A 16,408-nucleotide genomic window follows, 5' to 3' on the forward strand; every position below is an offset into this window, starting at 1 on the left:
CCCGAAAAACCTGCATTAAATCGAAGCGTGCAGCGGATATTTATCTGCTCCTGTGGTAGCTTTGCGCGGTCTTGCGCCCCTTGTGTGGCGCATTGCTGGCAGCGTGCTGTCGTCGTGTCGAACCAAACGTCGATTTGCGTATCTACATACGCGATTGGCGCGGCCCTCCACTTTCAGGGGCTGGCCCGATAACGTCGTAGTCCGCTGCATAACCATCGAATTTGATAGGGAAGGAACACCACCATGGCATTGACCAAAGACCAACTGATTGCCGACATCGCCGAATCGATCGCCGCGCCAAAAGCCACCGCCAAGAACGCTCTGGAGCAACTGGGCCAGATCGTTGCCGACCAGCTGGAAAACGGCGCTGAAATCACTCTGCCAGGCATCGGCAAACTGAAAGTCGCTGAGCGTCCTGCCCGTACCGGCCGCAACCCTTCGACTGGCGCTGCCATCGAAATCGCTGCCAAGAAAGTCGTCAAGTTCGTTCCGGCCAAAGTGCTGACCGACGCCATCAACAAGTAATTGTTGAAGCTTTGACGAAACCGCGCCCGGCTTGCCCGGACGCGGTTTTTTCATGCCTGGGTTTTACGCCCGGCGTGCCAGGCCTGGCGCGCCTCGTCGTCGTGGAAGCTCCAGGCGACCATGCGGCTTTGCTTCTGCCCCTGGCCCATTTCACTAATGCGCACGGCCTTGGCGCCCGCTTTCCTGAGCGCAGCCTCGATCCCCGGCAAGTTGCTGGCCTTGGACACCAGGCTGGTGAACCACAGTACCCGTTCGGCGTACTGCACGCTTTCACTGACCAGTTGGCTGACAAAGCGGATCTCGCCGCCTTCGCACCACAGTTCGTTGTTCTGGCCACCGAAGTTGAGCACCGGCAGCTTGCGCTTGGGGTCCTGCTTGCCGAGGTTCTTCCACTTGCGCTGGCTACCACGGGTGGCTTCGTCGCGTGAGGCATGGAAGGGCGGGTTGCACAGGGTCAGGTCGAAGCGTTCGCCCTCCTGCAGCAGGCCGCTGAGGATGTGCGCACGGTTGGCCTGTTGGCGCAGGGTGATGGCCTTGCCCAGGCCGTTGGCCTGGACGATGGCCTTGGCCGAAGCCAGGGCCACGGGGTCGATGTCCGAGCCAAGGAAGCGCCAGCGGTAGTCGCTGTGGCCCAGCAGCGGGTAGATGCAGTTGGCCCCCACGCCGATGTCCAGCGCACGCACCTGGGCGCCCTTGGGGATCTCGCCGGCATTGTCATCGGCCAGCAGGTCGGCGGCGACGTGAATGTAGTCGGCGCGGCCGGGAATCGGCGGGCACAGGTAGTCGGCGGGGATATCCCAGTGCTGGATGCCGTACTGGGCCTTCAGCAGCGCACGGTTGAACACCCGCACGGCCTCGGGGTTGGCGAAGTCGATGCTGGGTTTGCCGTGGGGGTTGGTGATGGTGAAGCGCGCCAGGTCAGGGTGGGCCTTTATCAGGCTGGGGAAGTCGTAGCGGCCCTGGTGGCGGTTGCGCGGGTGCAGGGTGGGTTTTTCGGTCATGATGGGGTCCTGAAAAGCATCGCCGGCAAGCCAGCTCCCACAGGTACAGCGCTTTCCTGTGGGAGTCGGCTTGCCGGCGATGGGCTGCGAAGCAGCCCGCTATGGCTTCACTTTTGGTTACAGCGCTGCAATCCGCGCATGCTGCTCGGTGAAGTTGGCCAGGGCCTGTTCGGACTCGGCCAGCTTGGCGCGTTCCTTCTCGATCACGGCAGGTGGTGCCTTGTCGACGAAGGCGGCGTTGGACAGCTTGCCACCCACGCGTGCCACTTCACCCTGCAGGCGCTGGATTTCCTTGTTCAGGCGCGCCAGCTCGGCATCCTTGTCGATCAGGCCGGCCATTGGCACCAGCACTTGCAGGTCACCGACCAGGGCGGTGGCCGACAGCGGCGCTTCGTCGGCATCGCCCAGTACGGTGAACGATTCGACCTTGGCCAGCTTCTTCAGCAGGGCTTCGTTTTCCTGCAGGCGACGCTGGTCGTCGGCGTTGGCGTTCTTAAGGAACAGCGGCAGCGGCTTGCCCGGGCCGATGTTCATTTCGGCGCGGATGTTGCGCAGGCCGACCATCAGCTCCTTGAGCCACTCGATGTCGCCTTCGGCAGCAGCATCGATGCGGCTTTCATTGGCCACCGGCCATGGCTGCAGCATGATGGTCTTGCCTTCGATGCCGGCCAGCGGCGCGATGCGCTGCCAGATTTCTTCGGTGATGAACGGCATGAACGGGTGCGCCAGGCGCAGCGCCACTTCCAGCACGCGCACCAGGGTGCGGCGGGTGCCACGGGCGCGCTCGACCGGGGCGTTCTCGTCCCACAGCACCGGCTTGGACAGCTCCAGGTACCAGTCGCAATACTGGTTCCAGATGAACTCGTACAGCGCCTGGCTGGCCAGGTCGAAGCGGAACTGCTCCAACTGGCGGGTCACTTCGGCTTCGGTACGCTGCAGCTGCGAGATGATCCAGCGGTCGGCCAGCGACAGCTCGTAGGCCTCGCCGTTCTGGCCGCAGTCCTCGCCCTTGTCCAGCACGTAGCGGGCGGCGTTCCAGATCTTGTTGCAGAAGTTGCGGTAGCCTTCGACGCGGCCCATGTCGAACTTGATGTCGCGGCCGGTGGAGGCCAACGAGCAGAAGGTGAAGCGCAGGGCGTCGGTGCCGTAGCTGGCGATACCTTCGGGGAACTCGGCCTTGGTCTGCTTGGCGATTTTCTCGGCAAGCTTGGGCTGCATCATGCCGCTGGTGCGTTTTTCCAGCAGGGCGTCGAGGGTGATGCCGTCGACGATGTCCAGCGGGTCCAGCACGTTGCCCTTTGACTTGGACATCTTCTGGCCCTGGCCGTCACGTACCAGGCCGTGCACGTACACGGTCTTGAACGGTACCTGCGGGGTGCCATCCTCGTTCTTGATCAGGTGCATGGTCAGCATGATCATGCGCGCAACCCAGAAGAAGATGATGTCGAAGCCGGTTACCAGCACGTCGGTGGAGTGGAACTTCTTGAGGAACTCGGTCTGTTCCGGCCAGCCCAGGGTAGAGAAGGTCCACAGGCCCGAACTGAACCAGGTGTCGAGTACGTCGTCGTCCTGGCGCAGGACCACGTCGGCGCCCAGGTTGTGCTTGGCGCGCACTTCTTCCTCGTTGCGGCCGACATAGACCTGGCCGGCCTCGTCGTACCATGCCGGGATGCGGTGGCCCCACCACAGCTGGCGGCTGATGCACCAGTCCTGGATGTCACGCATCCAGGAGAAGTACATGTTCTCGTACTGCTTGGGCACGAACTGGATGCGGCCATCTTCCACTGCGGCGATGGCAGGTTCTGCCAGCGGCTTGGTGGAAACGTACCACTGGTCGGTCAGCCACGGCTCGATGACGGTGCCCGAACGGTCGCCCTTCGGCACCTTCAGCGCGTGGTCGTCGATGCTGACCAGCAGGCCCTGGGCATCCAGGTCGGCGACGATCTGCTTGCGTGCGACGAAGCGGTCGAGGTTGGCGTACTGGGCCGGCAGGCGGGTGTCCACCTGCTCGTTGACGCTGCCGTCGAGGTTGAAGGCCTGCGCGCTGGCCAGCACGAAGGCATTCTTGTCGAAGATGTTCAGCAGCGGCAGGTTGTGGCGTTTGCCGACTTCGTAGTCGTTGAAGTCGTGGGCCGGGGTGATCTTCACGCAGCCGGTACCGAACTCGGGGTCGCAGTAGTCGTCGGCGATGATCGGGATGCGGCGGCCGACCAGCGGCAGTTCGACGAACTTGCCGATCAGTGCCTGGTAGCGCTCGTCGTTCGGGTTGACTGCCACGGCCGCGTCACCCAGCAGGGTTTCCGGACGGGTGGTGGCGACGACCAGGTAGTCCTTGCCTTCGGCGGTCTTGGCGCCATCGGCCAGTGGGTAGCGCAGGTTCCACAGGTGGCCCTTCTCGTCGTGGTTCTCCACTTCGAGGTCGGAGATGGCCGTGTGCAGCTTGGTGTCCCAGTTGACCAGGCGCTTGCCGCGGTAGATCAGGCCGTCTTCATGCAGGCGCACGAAGGCTTCCTTGACCGCTTCGGACAGGCCGTCGTCCATGGTGAAACGCTCGCGGCTCCAGTCGACCGACGAGCCCAGACGGCGGATCTGACGGCTGATGTTGCCGCCGGACTGGTCCTTCCATTCCCAGACCTTTTCCAGGAACTTTTCGCGGCCCAGGTCATGACGGTTCTGGCCCTTGGCCTCTAGCTGGCGCTCGACCAGCATCTGGGTGGCGATACCGGCGTGGTCGGTGCCTGGCTGCCACAGGGTGTCGCGGCCTTGCATGCGGCGGAAACGGATCAGGGCGTCCATGATCGCGTTGTTGAACCCGTGGCCCATGTGCAGGCTGCCGGTCACGTTCGGCGGCGGGATCATGATGGTGTAGGACTCGCCTGCACCTTGTGGAGCGAAATAGTTCTCGGACTCCCAGGTGTTGTACCAGGAAGTTTCGATGGCGTGCGGCTGGTAGGTCTTATCCATGCGCGGCGGGACCCTGTGCATTTATTCGGGAAAGCCGGGAAGTATAACCAAGCTGGGGGCCGCAGGCGACAAGCTGCTGCTATCTGGCAGGCAGGGACGGCCTATTCGCGGGTAAACCCGCTCCCACAGGAGCTGCGCAAGCTTTAAGACTTGCGCCGGTCCTGTGGGAGCGGGTTTACCCGCGAAGAAGGCATCGCCGAATTTCGGTTCTACTCGGAACGCTTGATCAACCGCTCAATCCGCGCATCCAGCCGGCGCTTGATCTCGTTCTCGATGTGCGGGGTAAAGTCGTTGATCACGTCCTGCATGATCATCTGCGCCGCCGCACGCAGTTCGCTTTCCAGGTGCAGCAGGGTGTCCTGGCGACGAGTCTGCGGGTCATCTTCGGGTTCGGCAGCTACCGGTTCGGCCGCAGGCACATGATTGCCGGGCGCTTCTTCCAGCAGCAACGGGATCTGCTCCACCGTCTCGGTCAGCAGCGGTGGTTGCAGGTCGGCGTCGCCAAGCAGCTGGCGTATCGACTCGAGGTCATCGAGCAGATGGGCGGAATCGGGCAGGGGGGAGGGCTTGTCCATCGTCGTCAAAGTCGCTGTAAGCGGTGGTCTTGCAGAGCATAGCCCTGTTCACGGTAGAAACGGAATCGTTCACGGGCCGATTGGCGGATGCCAGGCTCTTCAACGACGATTTCGGCCACCCGCTCGAACTGGCCAACGAAGGCCGGTACGCCGGCGCCCAGGTTGATCAACAGGTCGTGGTGGTCGCCCGCACTGTCGGCGGCCAGGCCCAATGCCACGCTGGCATCGGCATGCACCTCCGCGAGGTCGTGGGGCACGAAGGCCTCGCCCTTGAAGCGCCACAGGCGTTGGTCCAGCTCGTTGCGCTGCTCGGCGTCCTGGCAATACAGGTAGACCCGGTGGCCGAGGCGCCAGGCCTTTTCGCATAGCTTGCAGGCGAAATCGAGCCGCGCCGACAGCGAGTCGGTGGGCAGGATGTAGAAATCGACTTTGCTCATGGTGGTATCGCCGGCCGGTGGCGCGCGCGGCGCCACCGGCTCAATGGCGTCAGGCGCCGGCGCGGTCCAGCAGGTACTGGGTCAGCAGGGGTACAGGGCGGCCAGTGGCGCCCTTGTCCTTGCCGCCGCTGACCCAGGCAGTGCCGGCGATGTCCATGTGCGCCCAGTCGTAGGCCTTGGCAAAGCGCGACAGGAAGCAGCCGGCGGTGATGGTGCCGGCCTTCGGCCCGCCGATGTTGCCCATGTCGGCGAACGGGCTGTCCAGCTGCTCCTGGTACTCATCGAACAGCGGCAGCTGCCAGGCACGGTCGTCGGCGCGCTTGCCGGCGTCGAGCAACTGGCCGACCAGGTCGTCGTTGTTGCCCATCAGGCCAGTGGTGTGGCTGCCCAGGGCGACGATGCAGGCACCGGTCAGGGTAGCGATGTCGATGACTGCCTGCGGCTTGAAGCGCTCGGCGTAGGTCAGGGTGTCGCACAGCACCAGGCGGCCTTCGGCGTCGGTGTTGAGGATTTCCACGGTCTGCCCGCTCATGGTGGTGACGATGTCACCCGGGCGGGTGGCGCCGCCGCTCGGCATGTTCTCGGCGCAGGCCAGCAGGCACACCAGGTTGACCGGCAGCTGCAGCTCGAGCACCGCACGCAGGGTGCCGAGCACGCTGGCGGCACCGCACATGTCGTACTTCATTTCGTCCATGCCGGCGCCAGGCTTGAGGCTGATGCCGCCGGTGTCGAAGGTAATGCCCTTGCCCACCAGAACGAACGGCTTGTCCGCCTTCTTGCCGCCCTGGTAGTTGAGCACGATCAGGCGTGGCGGCTGGTCGCTGCCCTGGCCGACGGCATAGAACGCGCCCATGCCGAGGTCCTTGATCTTCTTCTCGTCCAGCACTTCGACTTTCAGCGCCTTGTGCGCCTTGCCCAGGTCCTTGGCCTGTTCGGCCAGGAAGCTTGGGTGGCACAGGTTGGGCGGCAGGTTGCCCAGGTCGCGCGTGAAGGCCATGCCGGTGGCGATGGCACTGGCATGCTTGACGGCACGTTCGACCTCGGCCTGGCCGGCCTTGTCGGTCAGCAGGGTGACCTTCTTCAGGGCGCGCGGCTCTGCCTTCTGGCTCTTGAAGCGATCGAACACGTACTCGCCGTCGAGCAGGGTTTCGGCCAGCAGGCGGTACTTGCCGTAGTGCGCGTCACGGTTGCTGACCGCAATGTCGTCCAGGGCCAGCACGGCGTCAGCGCCGTTCAGACCCTTGAGCACGCCGGCGACGCTGGCGACCAGTTTGCGCCAGGCGCGGTCGCCCAGGGCTTCGTCCTTGCCGCTGCCCACCAGCAGCACGCGCTCGGCCTTCAGGCCCGCGAGGTTCTGCAGGAGCAGGGTCTGGCCCGGCTTGCCGGCCAGGTCGCCACGTTTGAGCACGGCACTGATGGCGCCTTCGCTGGCCTGGTCGACGGCCTTGGCCACGGCGCCGAGCTTGCGGTTTTCACCTACCGGGAGGACCAGGGTGGCGGTTTTTACGGATGCAGCAGCTACGCTTTTTACAACCAGTTCCATGTCAGGATCCCCGAATGATCGATACAGTCGGCGCTGTGTATTCCAGCGCTCTGGACGGGCCTGGCCGCGTCGTCGCGCGCCAGCGGAAAAGCTGCCAGTTTGAGCCTGCGGCAAGCGTGCTGACAACCCCGTTATGCGCCTTCATGCGCGGCGAAGTGACAGGGGCGGTCAATCACAGGATAATGCGCGCACTTTACATGGAGGTTCGCCTTTGGCGAACCGGCATTGGTCTTGGCTGTACTAAGTCATTGTCTGGCGCCATTGATTGGCAGTCCGCCCTGACAACCCAGGAGTGTCTGGTTTGATCGTCTTTCGTTATCTGTCCCGCGAGGTCCTGGTGACCTTGAGCGCCGTCAGCGCCGTGCTGCTGGTGATCATCATGAGCGGGCGCTTCATCAAGTACCTGGCCCAGGCTGCCCAGGGTGTGCTCGACCCGAGCGTGCTGTTCCTGATCATGGGCTTCCGTCTGCCGGGCTTCCTGCAGCTGATCCTGCCTTTGGGGCTGTTCCTCGGCATTCTCCTGGCGTACGGGCGCCTGTACCTGGAAAGCGAGATGACCGTGCTGTCGGCCACCGGCATGAGCCAGCAGCGCCTGCTGGGCCTGACCATGGCGCCGGCCGCCCTGGTCGCCCTGCTGGTGGCCTGGCTTAGCCTGAGCCTGGCACCGCTGGGCGTGGCCCAGGTGCAGCAGATCATCGCCCAGCAGGATGCCCTGACCGAGTTCGACACCCTGGTGCCGGGCCGCTTCCAGACCCTGCGCGACGGCTCGCGGGTGACTTACACCGAAGAGCTGTCGGACGACCGCATCAACCTGGCCGGGGTGTTCATTTCCGAGAAGCGCTTCAACCAGGACAAGACCAAGGACCGCGCCCCGTCGGTGCTGGTTGCCGAAAAAGGCCACCAGGAAATCCAGGCCGACGGCAACCGCTACCTGGTGCTGGAAAACGGCTACCGTTACGACGGCAACCCGGGCCAGGCCGATTACCGTGCAATCAAGTACGACACCTACGGAGTGCTGCTGCCCAAGCCGGAAGTCGCCGAGGAAGTGACCGATCGCGAAGCCATCCCCACTTCCGAGCTGATCGGCAAGAAGGGCCTGCGTGAGCGCGCCGAGCTGCAATGGCGGCTGTCGCTGCCGATCCTGGTGTTCATCGTCACCATGCTGGCGGTGCCGCTGTCCCGGGTCAACCCGCGCCAGGGCCGCTTCCTCAAGCTGCTGCCGGCAATTCTTCTGTACATGGCCTACCTGACAATGCTGATTTCCGTACGCGGCGCCCTCGAGAAGGGCAAACTGCCGATCGCCCTGGGCATGTGGTGGGTCCACGGCCTGTTCCTGCTGATCGGCCTGGGCCTGATGTACTGGGAGCCGCTGCGCCTCAAGCGCGCCGCCCGTCGTGCGGAGGTGGCCCATGGGTAAGCTCGACCGCTACATCGGCCAGAGCGTGCTGCTGGCCATCCTCGCCGTGCTGGGGATCATCCTCGGCCTGGCTTCGCTGTTTGCCTTCATCGACGAGATGAGCGACCTGAGTGACACCTACACGGTGATGGAGGCGGGCAACTTCGTCCTGCTGACCGCACCGCGGCGGCTGTACGAAATGCTGCCGATGGCTGCCTTGATCGGCTGCCTGATCGGCCTGGGCAGCCTGGCCAGCAGCAGCGAACTGACCATCATGCGTGCTGCCGGGGTTTCCATCGGGCGCATCGTCTGGGCGGTGATGAAGCCGATGCTGGTACTGATGCTGGTCGGTCTGCTGATCGGCGAGTACGTGGCGCCGGTGACCGAGAACAAGGCCCAGGCCGACCGTTCCCTGGCCCAGGGCGGTGGTGAGGCGCAAAGCTCCAAGCGCGGCATGTGGCACCGCCAGGGCGAGGAGTACGTGCACATCAACGCCGTGCAGCCTAACGGCCTGCTGCTGGGTGTGACCCGTTACCGCTTCGACAGCGAGCGCAAGATTGTCACCTCGAGCTTCGCCCGCCGTGCACAGTACCAGGACGACCACTGGATGCTCAGCGACGTGCGCACCACCTTCTTCCGTGGCGACCACACCGAAGTGGTGACCGCGCCGCAGGAGCGCTGGGACGTTTCGCTCACGCCGCAACTGCTCAATACTGTGATCCTCGCGCCGGAGTCGCTGTCCATCACCGGGCTGTGGGACTACATCCACTACCTGTCCGACCAGGGCCTGAACAATGCCCGTTACTGGCTGGCGTTCTGGACCAAGGTATTGCAGCCGATGGTGACCGCGGCGCTGGTGCTGATGGCCATTTCCTTCATCTTCGGCCCGCTGCGTTCGGTAACCCTTGGCCAGCGCGTGTTCACCGGTGTACTGGTGGGCTTCGTGTTCCGCATCGCCCAGGACCTGTTGGGGCCTTCGAGCCAGGTGTTCGGCTTCCCGCCGCTGCTGGCGGTGGTGATCCCGGCAGGCATCTGTGCGCTGGCCGGTGTGTGGTTGTTGCGCCGGGCAGGTTGATGGCCTGAGCTGTACAAAAAAGCCGACCTCGGGGTCGGCTTTTTGCTGCTTGACCAATAGCTGTAGACTAGCGGCGAACTTGTAGGAGCAGCCTTGTGCTGCGAAAGGGCCGGTCTGGCAAAACACTCTCGTTGCCAGTGATGGCCTCTTCGCAGCACAAGGCTGCTCCTACAGGTACATTGGTTGCCCTGAAGCTTGTACTTATCTCTTCTGCTTAGGCACCCGCACCAGCTGGCTTTCCGAATAGATGTCATGCCAGCCCCTCTGGCGCTTGTCGATCAACGCCCAGAAAAAACCCAGCCCCAGGCACAGCCACGAGGCAATCGACACCACGAAGCGCAGCAGCGCCTGCCACAGGCTGATGGCCGTGCCATCGGCGTTCTGTACCCGCACGCCCCACACCTGCATGCCCAGGGTCTGCCCGCCATGGGTCCAGAACTTGGCAAAGAAACCGAACAGGACGAACAGCAGCACCGTCGACAGCAGAGGGTCGCCGTCCAGTGCGCCAGCCTCGGTCAATTCACGCATGCGGGCTTCGCCGATGATCGCCATCTGGATCATCTTGTAGGCGCCGGCGGTCACGATCAGCAGCGCCGTGCACAGCAGGAAGTCGTAGAACATCGCCGCCAGGCGCCGGCCCAGGCCGACCGGCGGAAAATCACCCTGAGGTGTGAGCAGAGGCTTGGACATGCAAAACGGCTCCAGAAGACGAAGCCGCTATTCTACGGGCAAAAAAAAGCCCCTGCACTTGGCAGGGGCTTTTCTCGAAGTCGGGTTCGGCTTAGCCGGCGACCTGAACTTTGTCAGCCTGCATGCCTTTCTGGCCCTGGACTGCTTCGAAGGTGACCTTCTGGCCTTCTTTCAGGCTCTTGAAGCCGTTACCTTCGATAGCGCGGAAGTGCACGAACAGATCCGGACCGCTTTCTGGGGTGATGAAGCCGTAACCTTTTTCGTCATTGAACCACTTGACGGTACCGTTCTGACGCTCAGCCATTGTCTTATTTCCTATGAAGCTTGAATTTTGATGACAGTTTCTTTTGCAATAAAGGAAGCAAAAGATTACTGGGCTGGGTTGCAGGAAAGTAAGAGACGTCGAACGGGTTGTAGCAGATTGCGGCTACTGGCCCAGGTCACGAACTGTTGCGACCCATGCAAACACAGTGCAGTGACTCTACGCCAACTCCCGAGCGAAAAACAAGCCCTTGGTCGTATGGAAAATCGGCCGTTTGCCGATAACCGACCGATTTGTCGGAAACGGCATGGCGCCTGGCCTGGCGCCATGTTCAAAAGTTATTGGACAGGTTCGAAAACGAATATGTCGAACCTGCCCGCAACCTTCACAAAACGGCTTCAGCCCCGGTAGTAACGTTGTGCCACAAAAGGCATTTTGCTGACTTTCAAGGCAACCTTCTTGCCACGCACCACGGCAAACAGTGGGGTGTCGATAGCGGTATGTTCACTATCGATATAACCCATTGCTACAGGTGCACCGAGTGTCGGGCCAAAGCCGCCGCTGCACACTTTGCCTACAGGTTTATCGTTTGCATCGACAATATCCGCGCCTTCACGTACTGGGGTACGCTCCTGCGGCAACAGGCCCACACGTTTGCTCGCCACACCATCACGCTGATGGGCGAAGATGGCTTCGGCACCCGGGAAGCCGGCGGCACGCGCACCATCGGCACGGCGAACCTTGGAAATGGCCCACAGCAGGCTGGCTTCCACCGGCGTGGTCTCGGTGTTCATGTCGTGACCATACAGGCACAGGCCGGCTTCCAGGCGCAGCGAGTCACGCGCACCCAGGCCGATCGGTTGTACTTCGGGCTCTGCCAGCAGACGGCGGGCCAGGGCTTCGGCGGCAAGTGCCGGTACCGAGATTTCGTAGCCGTCTTCGCCGGTGTAGCCTGAGCGGCTGACAAAGCAGTCTTCACCCAGCAGTTTCACCGGGCGGAACTGCATGAAGGTCATGCCGGCCACTTCCGGGGCCAGGCGTTCCAGCACCTTGACTGCCGCCGGGCCTTGCAAGGCCAGCAGGGCGCGCTGCTCGAACAGTGGCTGTACCTCGCAACGGCTGCCGATGTGCGCTTGCAGGTGGGCCAGGTCCTGATCCTTGCAGGCGGCGTTGACCACAAGGAACAGCGTGTCGTCGCCCAGGTTGGCAACCATCAAGTCATCGAGGATGCCGCCTTGCTCATTGGTGAACATGGCATAGCGCTGCATGCCCACCGGCAGGTCGATGATATCCACCGGCACCAGGCTTTCCAGGGCCTTGGCGGCATCGCTGCCGCGCAGGGTGATCTGGCCCATGTGCGAGACATCGAACAGGCCGGCCTGCTCGCGTGTGTGCAGGTGTTCCTTGAGCACGCCCAACGGGTACTGCACCGGCATGTCATAGCCGGCGAACGGCACCATGCGCGCACCCAGTTCCAGGTGCAGGGCGTGCAGTGGGGTCTTGAGCAGTGTTTCGGACATCGGTGACTCCTTGCTGTTGTTGTCGGGTCAACATTCGATGATGTTGACGGCCAGGCCGCCACGGGCGGTCTCTTTGTATTTGCTTTTCATGTCGGCGCCGGTCTGGCGCATGGTGCGGATGACCTTGTCGAGCGACACGTAGTGCTGCCCGTCGCCGCGCAAGGCCATGCGCACCGCGTTGATCGCCTTCACCGAGCCCATGGCGTTGCGCTCGATGCAAGGCACCTGGACCAGCCCGCCAATCGGGTCGCAGGTCAGGCCCAGGTTGTGTTCCATGCCGATTTCGGCAGCGTTTTCCACCTGTTGCACGCTGCCACCCATCACCTCGCACAGCGCCCCGGCGGCCATCGAACAGGCCACGCCGACCTCGCCCTGGCAGCCTACTTCGGCACCGGAGATGGAGGCGTTTTCCTTGTACAGGATGCCGATGGCCGCGGCGGTGAGCAGAAACCGCACCACCCCGTCCTCGTTGGCTCCCGGTACGAAGCGCATGTAGTAATGCAGCACCGCCGGGACAATGCCCGCCGCGCCGTTGGTCGGCGCGGTGACCACGCGCCCGCCGTAGGCGTTCTCCTCGTTCACTGCCAGTGCATAGAGGTTGACCCAGTCGAGCACCGACAGGGCATCGCGCAGGCTGGCCTCGGGATTGCGGCTCAGTTGGCGGTACAACGCCGGCGCTCGGCGCTTTACCTTCAGCCCACCCGGCAGGATGCCTTCATGCCGGCAACCGGCTTCGACACAGTCCTGCATCACCTGCCAGATGCGCAACAGCCCGGCACGGGTTTCCGCCTCGGGGCGCCAAGCCGCCTCGTTGGCCAGCATTACCTGGCTGATCGACAGGTTTTGCCCGGTGCAATGACCGAGCAGCTCCTTGGCGGTCTTGAACGGGTAGGTCAGCGGTGTGCTGTCCTCGACGATGCGGTCGTGGCCGGCAGCGTCCTGGTCGACCACGAAACCGCCGCCCACCGAGTAGTACTCGCGGCTGCGGATTTGCAGGCCGGCCTCGTCGAAGGCGCGGAAGATCATGCCGTTGGGGTGGTAGTCCAGCGGCTTGCGGATCATCGCCAGGTGCTGCTTTTCGATGAACGCGATGCTGTGCTCGCCGAGCAGGATCAGCCGACCGCTGTCGCGGATGGCCTGCAGGCGGGCAGGGATGGTGTCGGTGTCGATGACATCGGGGTGTTCGCCTTCAAGGCCCAGCAGCACGGCCTTGTCGCTGCCGTGGCCCTTGCCGGTGGCGCCGAGCGAGCCGTACAGCTCGGCCTTGACGCTGACCGTGCCGGCAAGCAGGCCATCACGACGCAGCCCTTCGGCGAAGCGCGCGGCGGCGCGCATCGGGCCGACCGTGTGCGAGCTGGAGGGGCCGATGCCGATCTTGAACAGGTCGAAGACGCTCAAAGACATGGTGGACCTCCAGCCAGGATATTGGGCAAACGGTGAACTCTGTGGGAGCGGGCGTGCCCGCGAATGCGTGGTTGAAGCCAACATCGCATTCGCGGGCACGCCCGCTCCCACAGCGGACCACACCTTGAGTCAGGTGGCGGGCCCGAGGGCTATCAGGCGTCCTGATAGCTCTCGATCGACGGGCAGGCGCACACCAGGTTGCGGTCGCCGAACACGTTGTCGACCCGGCCGACCGGCGGCCAGTACTTGCCTTCCACCAGGCTTGGCAGCGGGTACACCGCCTGTTCGCGGCTGTATCCATGGGCCCATTCGCCAACCAGCTCGGCCGCAGTGTGCGGGGCGTTCTTCAGCGGGTTGTCGTCCTTGTCCAGGCTACCGTTCTCGACCGCGCGAATTTCTTCGCGGATCTGGATCATCGCGTCGCAGAAGCGGTCCAGTTCTTCCTTGGACTCGCTTTCGGTCGGCTCGATCATCAGCGTGCCCGCCACCGGGAAGGACATGGTCGGGGCGTGGAAGCCAAAGTCGATCAGGCGCTTGGCCACGTCGTCGACGCTGATACCGCTGGTGTCCTTCAGCGGGCGCAGGTCGAGGATGCACTCGTGGGCCACCAGGCCGTTGCCGCCGGTATACAGAACAGGATAGTGCTCTTCCAGGCGACGGGCGATGTAGTTGGCGTTGAGGATTGCCATCTGCGAGGCACGCTTGAGGCCGGCACCACCCATCATGCGGATGTACATCCAGGTGATCGGCAGGATGCTGGCGCTGCCGAACGGCGCGGCACAAACCGCGCCCTCGGTGTTTTCCAGCTGCGCGTGGCCGGGCAGGAACGGCGCCAGGTGCGACTTGACACCGATCGGGCCGACGCCCGGGCCGCCACCGCCGTGCGGGATGCAGAAGGTCTTGTGCAGGTTCAGGTGGGATACGTCGCCGCCGAACTTGCCCGGGGCGCACAGGCCGACCATGGCGTTCATGTTGGCGCCGTCGATGTACACCTGGCCACCGTTGTCGTGGATGATCGCGCAGATTTCGCCGATCGCTTCCTCGAACACGCCGTGGGTCGACGGGTAGGTGATCATGATCGCGGCCAGGCGCTCGCGGTGTTCGATGGCCTTGGCGCGCAGGTCCTCGACATCGACGTTGCCGCGGGCATCACAGGCGGTGACCACCACGCGCATGCCGGCCATGTGCGCGGTTGCCGGGTTGGTGCCGTGGGCCGACGACGGGATCAGGCAGATGTCGCGGTGGCCTTCGCCACGGCTGCGGTGGTAGGCGCGGATGGCCAGCAGGCCTGCATACTCGCCCTGGGAACCGGCATTGGGCTGCAGCGACACGGCGTCGTAGCCGGTGGCGGCGCAGAGCATGGCTTCCAGCTCGGTGGTCATCTGCAGGTAGCCCTGGCTCTGCTCTGCGGGGGCGAACGGGTGCAGGTTGCCGAACTCGGCCCAGGTGACCGGGATCATTTCGCTGGCGGCGTTCAGCTTCATGGTGCACGAGCCCAGCGGGATCATGCTGCGATCCAGCGCCAGGTCCTTGTCGGCAAGGCGGCGCAGGTAGCGCATCAGCTCGGTTTCGCTGTGGTAGCGGTTGAATACCGGGTGCGAGAGGATGGCCGACTGGCGCAGCAGGGCGGCAGGCAGCAGCGAGCCGGTGCTGGCGGCCAGCGCGTTGAAGTCCGGCTGGGCCTGGTCGCCACCGATCAGTTGCCACAGGCTCTCGACATCGGCCTGGCTAGTGGTTTCGTCCAGCGACAGGCCCACGTGGCCAGCGTCGATCTGGCGCAGGTTGATGCCCTGGGCGCGGGCCTTGTCATGCAGGCTGGCAGTGGCGCTGCCGGTGGCCAGGGTCAGGGTGTCGAAGGCGCTGGCGCCCACTACCTGCACGCCCAGCGTCTTCAGGCCGGCGGCCAGGATCGCGGTCAGGGCATGGGTACGTTCGGCGATGCGCTTGAGGCCGGCCGGGCCGTGGTACACGGCGAACATGCTGGCGATGTTGGCCAGCAGCACCTGGGCGGTGCAGATGTTGCTGGTGGCCTTTTCGCGGCGGATGTGCTGTTCGCGGGTCTGCATGGCCAGGCGCAGGGCGGTCTTGCCGAAGCGGTCGATCGACACGCCGACCAGGCGGCCTGGCATGTCGCGCTTGAATGCGTCACGGGTAGAGAAGTAGGCCGCGTGCGGGCCACCAAAGCCCAGCGGCACACCGAAGCGCTGGGCGCTGCCGATGGCCACGTCGGCACCGAACTCGCCCGGCGGGGTCAGCAGGGTCAGGGCCAGCAGGTCGGCGGCCACGGCGACCAGGGCATTGGCTGCGTGGAAGCGCTCGACCACTTCGCGGTAGTCGAAGACTTCACCGTTGCTGGCCGGGTACTGCAGCAGGGCGCCGAAGAAGGCGCTGACATCGCCCAGCTCGCGTTCGTCGCCGACCACGATCTCGATACCCAGCGGCTCGGCACGGGTGCGCAGCACGTCGAGGGTTTGCGGGTGGCAGTGCACGGAGGCGAAGAAGGCGTGGCTGGCCTTGTTCTTCGACAGGCGCTTGCAGAAGGTCATGGCCTCGGCCGCAGCGGTGGCTTCGTCGAGCAGGGAGGCGTTGGCGATCGGCAGGCCGGTCAGGTCGCTGATCAGGGTCTGGAAGTTCAGCAGCGCTTCCAGGCGGCCCTGGGAAATTTCTGGCTGGTACGGGGTATAGGCGGTGTACCAGGCCGGGTTTTCCAGCAGGTTGCGCAGGATCGGCGCCGGAGTGTGGGTGTTGTAGTAGCCCTGGCCGATGTAGCTCTTGAACATCTGGTTCTTGCCGGCGATGGCCTTGAGCGCGGCAAGCGCGTCGGCTTCGCTCTGGCCGTCGTGCGAGCCGAGCACGCTGGTGCCCTTGATGCTGTCAGGGATGACCGCTGCGGTCATGGCTTCCAGCGAGTCGAAGCCGAGGGCGGCCAGCATGGCCTGCTCGTCAGCGGCGCGCGGGCCGATGTGGCGGGCGATGAATTCGTTGGCGGTGCCGAGGTTGATGGTCATGGCGGGAT

At 64.1% G+C, this 16,408-nt stretch carries 14 protein-coding genes; 4 read left to right on the forward strand and 10 right to left on the reverse strand.

Annotated elements, in window-relative coordinates:
• The first annotated feature begins 243 nt into the window (after nt 1–243).
• Nucleotides 244–525, forward strand: coding sequence for an HU family DNA-binding protein (locus tag E5221_RS05445; RefSeq protein ID WP_003257928.1), 282 nt, complete (start codon nt 244–246; stop codon nt 523–525).
• 50 nt (nt 526–575) lie between these two features.
• Here the strand turns inward: E5221_RS05445 and rlmF are convergent, their stop codons facing one another.
• The 5 genes from rlmF to E5221_RS05470 form a co-directional block, all read right to left on the reverse strand.
• On the reverse strand, nt 576–1,526 hold the full coding sequence (gene rlmF, locus E5221_RS05450) for a 23S rRNA (adenine(1618)-N(6))-methyltransferase RlmF (RefSeq protein ID WP_061551959.1): 951 nt from the start codon (nt 1,524–1,526) through the stop codon (nt 576–578).
• 117 nt (nt 1,527–1,643) lie between these two features.
• Nucleotides 1,644–4,490: a valine--tRNA ligase gene (locus E5221_RS05455; RefSeq protein WP_013971095.1), complete on the reverse strand. Its 2,847-nt coding sequence runs from the start codon at nt 4,488–4,490 to the stop codon at nt 1,644–1,646.
• Between the two features lie 209 nt (nt 4,491–4,699).
• Complete coding sequence (locus tag E5221_RS05460; RefSeq protein ID WP_013971096.1) at nt 4,700–5,065, reverse strand: hypothetical protein; 366 nt, start codon at nt 5,063–5,065, stop codon at nt 4,700–4,702.
• Nucleotides 5,066–5,070: 5 nt separating this feature from the next.
• Nucleotides 5,071–5,502 (reverse strand): DNA polymerase III subunit chi, encoded by a 432-nt coding sequence (locus E5221_RS05465; RefSeq protein ID WP_247846965.1) that lies wholly within the window; start codon nt 5,500–5,502, stop codon nt 5,071–5,073.
• Between the two features lie 49 nt (nt 5,503–5,551).
• Complete coding sequence (locus E5221_RS05470; RefSeq protein ID WP_003257933.1) at nt 5,552–7,045, reverse strand: leucyl aminopeptidase; 1,494 nt, start codon at nt 7,043–7,045, stop codon at nt 5,552–5,554.
• Between the two features lie 14 nt (nt 7,046–7,059).
• On the opposite strand from E5221_RS05470, the gene E5221_RS05475 reads away from it, so the two are divergent.
• The 3 genes from E5221_RS05475 to lptG are packed head-to-tail and all read left to right on the forward strand — an operon-like array spanning nt 7,060 to nt 9,516.
• Nucleotides 7,060–7,350 carry a hypothetical protein gene (locus E5221_RS05475; RefSeq protein WP_003257935.1) on the forward strand — a complete coding sequence of 97 codons (291 nt, stop codon included), beginning with the start codon at nt 7,060–7,062 and terminating at the stop codon, nt 7,348–7,350.
• Nucleotides 7,347–8,462 carry an LPS export ABC transporter permease LptF gene (lptF, locus tag E5221_RS05480; protein ID WP_015269075.1) on the forward strand — a complete coding sequence of 372 codons (1,116 nt, stop codon included), beginning with the start codon at nt 7,347–7,349 and terminating at the stop codon, nt 8,460–8,462. The genes E5221_RS05475 and lptF overlap by 4 nt, the downstream gene beginning before the upstream one ends.
• Nucleotides 8,455–9,516 (forward strand): LPS export ABC transporter permease LptG, encoded by a 1,062-nt coding sequence (gene lptG, locus E5221_RS05485; RefSeq protein WP_015269076.1) that lies wholly within the window; start codon nt 8,455–8,457, stop codon nt 9,514–9,516. Before lptF ends, lptG begins: the two co-directional genes overlap by 8 nt.
• Nucleotides 9,517–9,717: 201 nt before the next feature.
• On the opposite strand, the gene E5221_RS05490 is transcribed toward lptG, so the two are convergent.
• The 5 genes from E5221_RS05490 to gcvP all read right to left on the reverse strand — a co-directional run bounded on the left by E5221_RS05490 (nt 9,718) and on the right by gcvP (nt 16,400).
• Nucleotides 9,718–10,206, reverse strand: coding sequence for an RDD family protein (locus tag E5221_RS05490; RefSeq protein ID WP_015269077.1), 489 nt, complete (start codon nt 10,204–10,206; stop codon nt 9,718–9,720).
• Nucleotides 10,207–10,297: 91 nt separating this feature from the next.
• On the reverse strand, nt 10,298–10,510 hold the full coding sequence (locus E5221_RS05495) for a cold-shock protein (protein ID WP_003257941.1): 213 nt from the start codon (nt 10,508–10,510) through the stop codon (nt 10,298–10,300).
• A 356-nt stretch (nt 10,511–10,866) separates the two neighbouring features.
• Complete coding sequence (gcvT, locus tag E5221_RS05500) at nt 10,867–11,988, reverse strand: glycine cleavage system aminomethyltransferase GcvT (RefSeq protein WP_247846966.1); 1,122 nt, start codon at nt 11,986–11,988, stop codon at nt 10,867–10,869.
• Between the two features lie 27 nt (nt 11,989–12,015).
• Nucleotides 12,016–13,392 carry an L-serine ammonia-lyase gene (locus tag E5221_RS05505; RefSeq protein WP_247846968.1) on the reverse strand — a complete coding sequence of 459 codons (1,377 nt, stop codon included), beginning with the start codon at nt 13,390–13,392 and terminating at the stop codon, nt 12,016–12,018.
• Between the two features lie 152 nt (nt 13,393–13,544).
• Nucleotides 13,545–16,400 (reverse strand): aminomethyl-transferring glycine dehydrogenase, encoded by a 2,856-nt coding sequence (gene gcvP / locus E5221_RS05510; RefSeq protein ID WP_247846970.1) that lies wholly within the window; start codon nt 16,398–16,400, stop codon nt 13,545–13,547.
• Nucleotides 16,401–16,408 lie beyond the last annotated feature (8 nt).

Origin of the sequence: Pseudomonas sp. A2, from assembly GCF_023100865.1 — a bacterium.
GTDB classification, from domain to species: domain Bacteria; phylum Pseudomonadota; class Gammaproteobacteria; order Pseudomonadales; family Pseudomonadaceae; genus Aquipseudomonas; species Aquipseudomonas asiatica.

Bases quoted from the DNA above. Each gene is read 5' to 3' on its own strand.
- E5221_RS05445 (WP_003257928.1), top strand. From the start codon at position 244: ATGGCATTGACCAAAGACCAACTGATTGCCGACATCGCCGAATCGATC.
- rlmF (WP_061551959.1), bottom strand. From the start codon at position 1,526: ATGACCGAAAAACCCACCCTGCACCCGCGCAACCGCCACCAGGGCCGC.
- E5221_RS05455 (WP_013971095.1), bottom strand. From the start codon at position 4,490: ATGGATAAGACCTACCAGCCGCACGCCATCGAAACTTCCTGGTACAAC.
- E5221_RS05460 (WP_013971096.1), bottom strand. From the start codon at position 5,065: ATGGACAAGCCCTCCCCCCTGCCCGATTCCGCCCATCTGCTCGATGAC.
- E5221_RS05465 (WP_247846965.1), bottom strand. From the start codon at position 5,502: ATGAGCAAAGTCGATTTCTACATCCTGCCCACCGACTCGCTGTCGGCG.
- E5221_RS05470 (WP_003257933.1), bottom strand. From the start codon at position 7,045: ATGGAACTGGTTGTAAAAAGCGTAGCTGCTGCATCCGTAAAAACCGCC.
- E5221_RS05475 (WP_003257935.1), top strand. From the start codon at position 7,060: ATGATCGATACAGTCGGCGCTGTGTATTCCAGCGCTCTGGACGGGCCT.
- lptG (WP_015269076.1), top strand. From the start codon at position 8,455: ATGGGTAAGCTCGACCGCTACATCGGCCAGAGCGTGCTGCTGGCCATC.
- E5221_RS05490 (WP_015269077.1), bottom strand. From the start codon at position 10,206: ATGTCCAAGCCTCTGCTCACACCTCAGGGTGATTTTCCGCCGGTCGGC.
- E5221_RS05495 (WP_003257941.1), bottom strand. From the start codon at position 10,510: ATGGCTGAGCGTCAGAACGGTACCGTCAAGTGGTTCAATGACGAAAAA.
- gcvT (WP_247846966.1), bottom strand. From the start codon at position 11,988: ATGTCCGAAACACTGCTCAAGACCCCACTGCACGCCCTGCACCTGGAA.
- E5221_RS05505 (WP_247846968.1), bottom strand. From the start codon at position 13,392: ATGTCTTTGAGCGTCTTCGACCTGTTCAAGATCGGCATCGGCCCCTCC.
- gcvP (WP_247846970.1), bottom strand. From the start codon at position 16,400: ATGACCATCAACCTCGGCACCGCCAACGAATTCATCGCCCGCCACATC.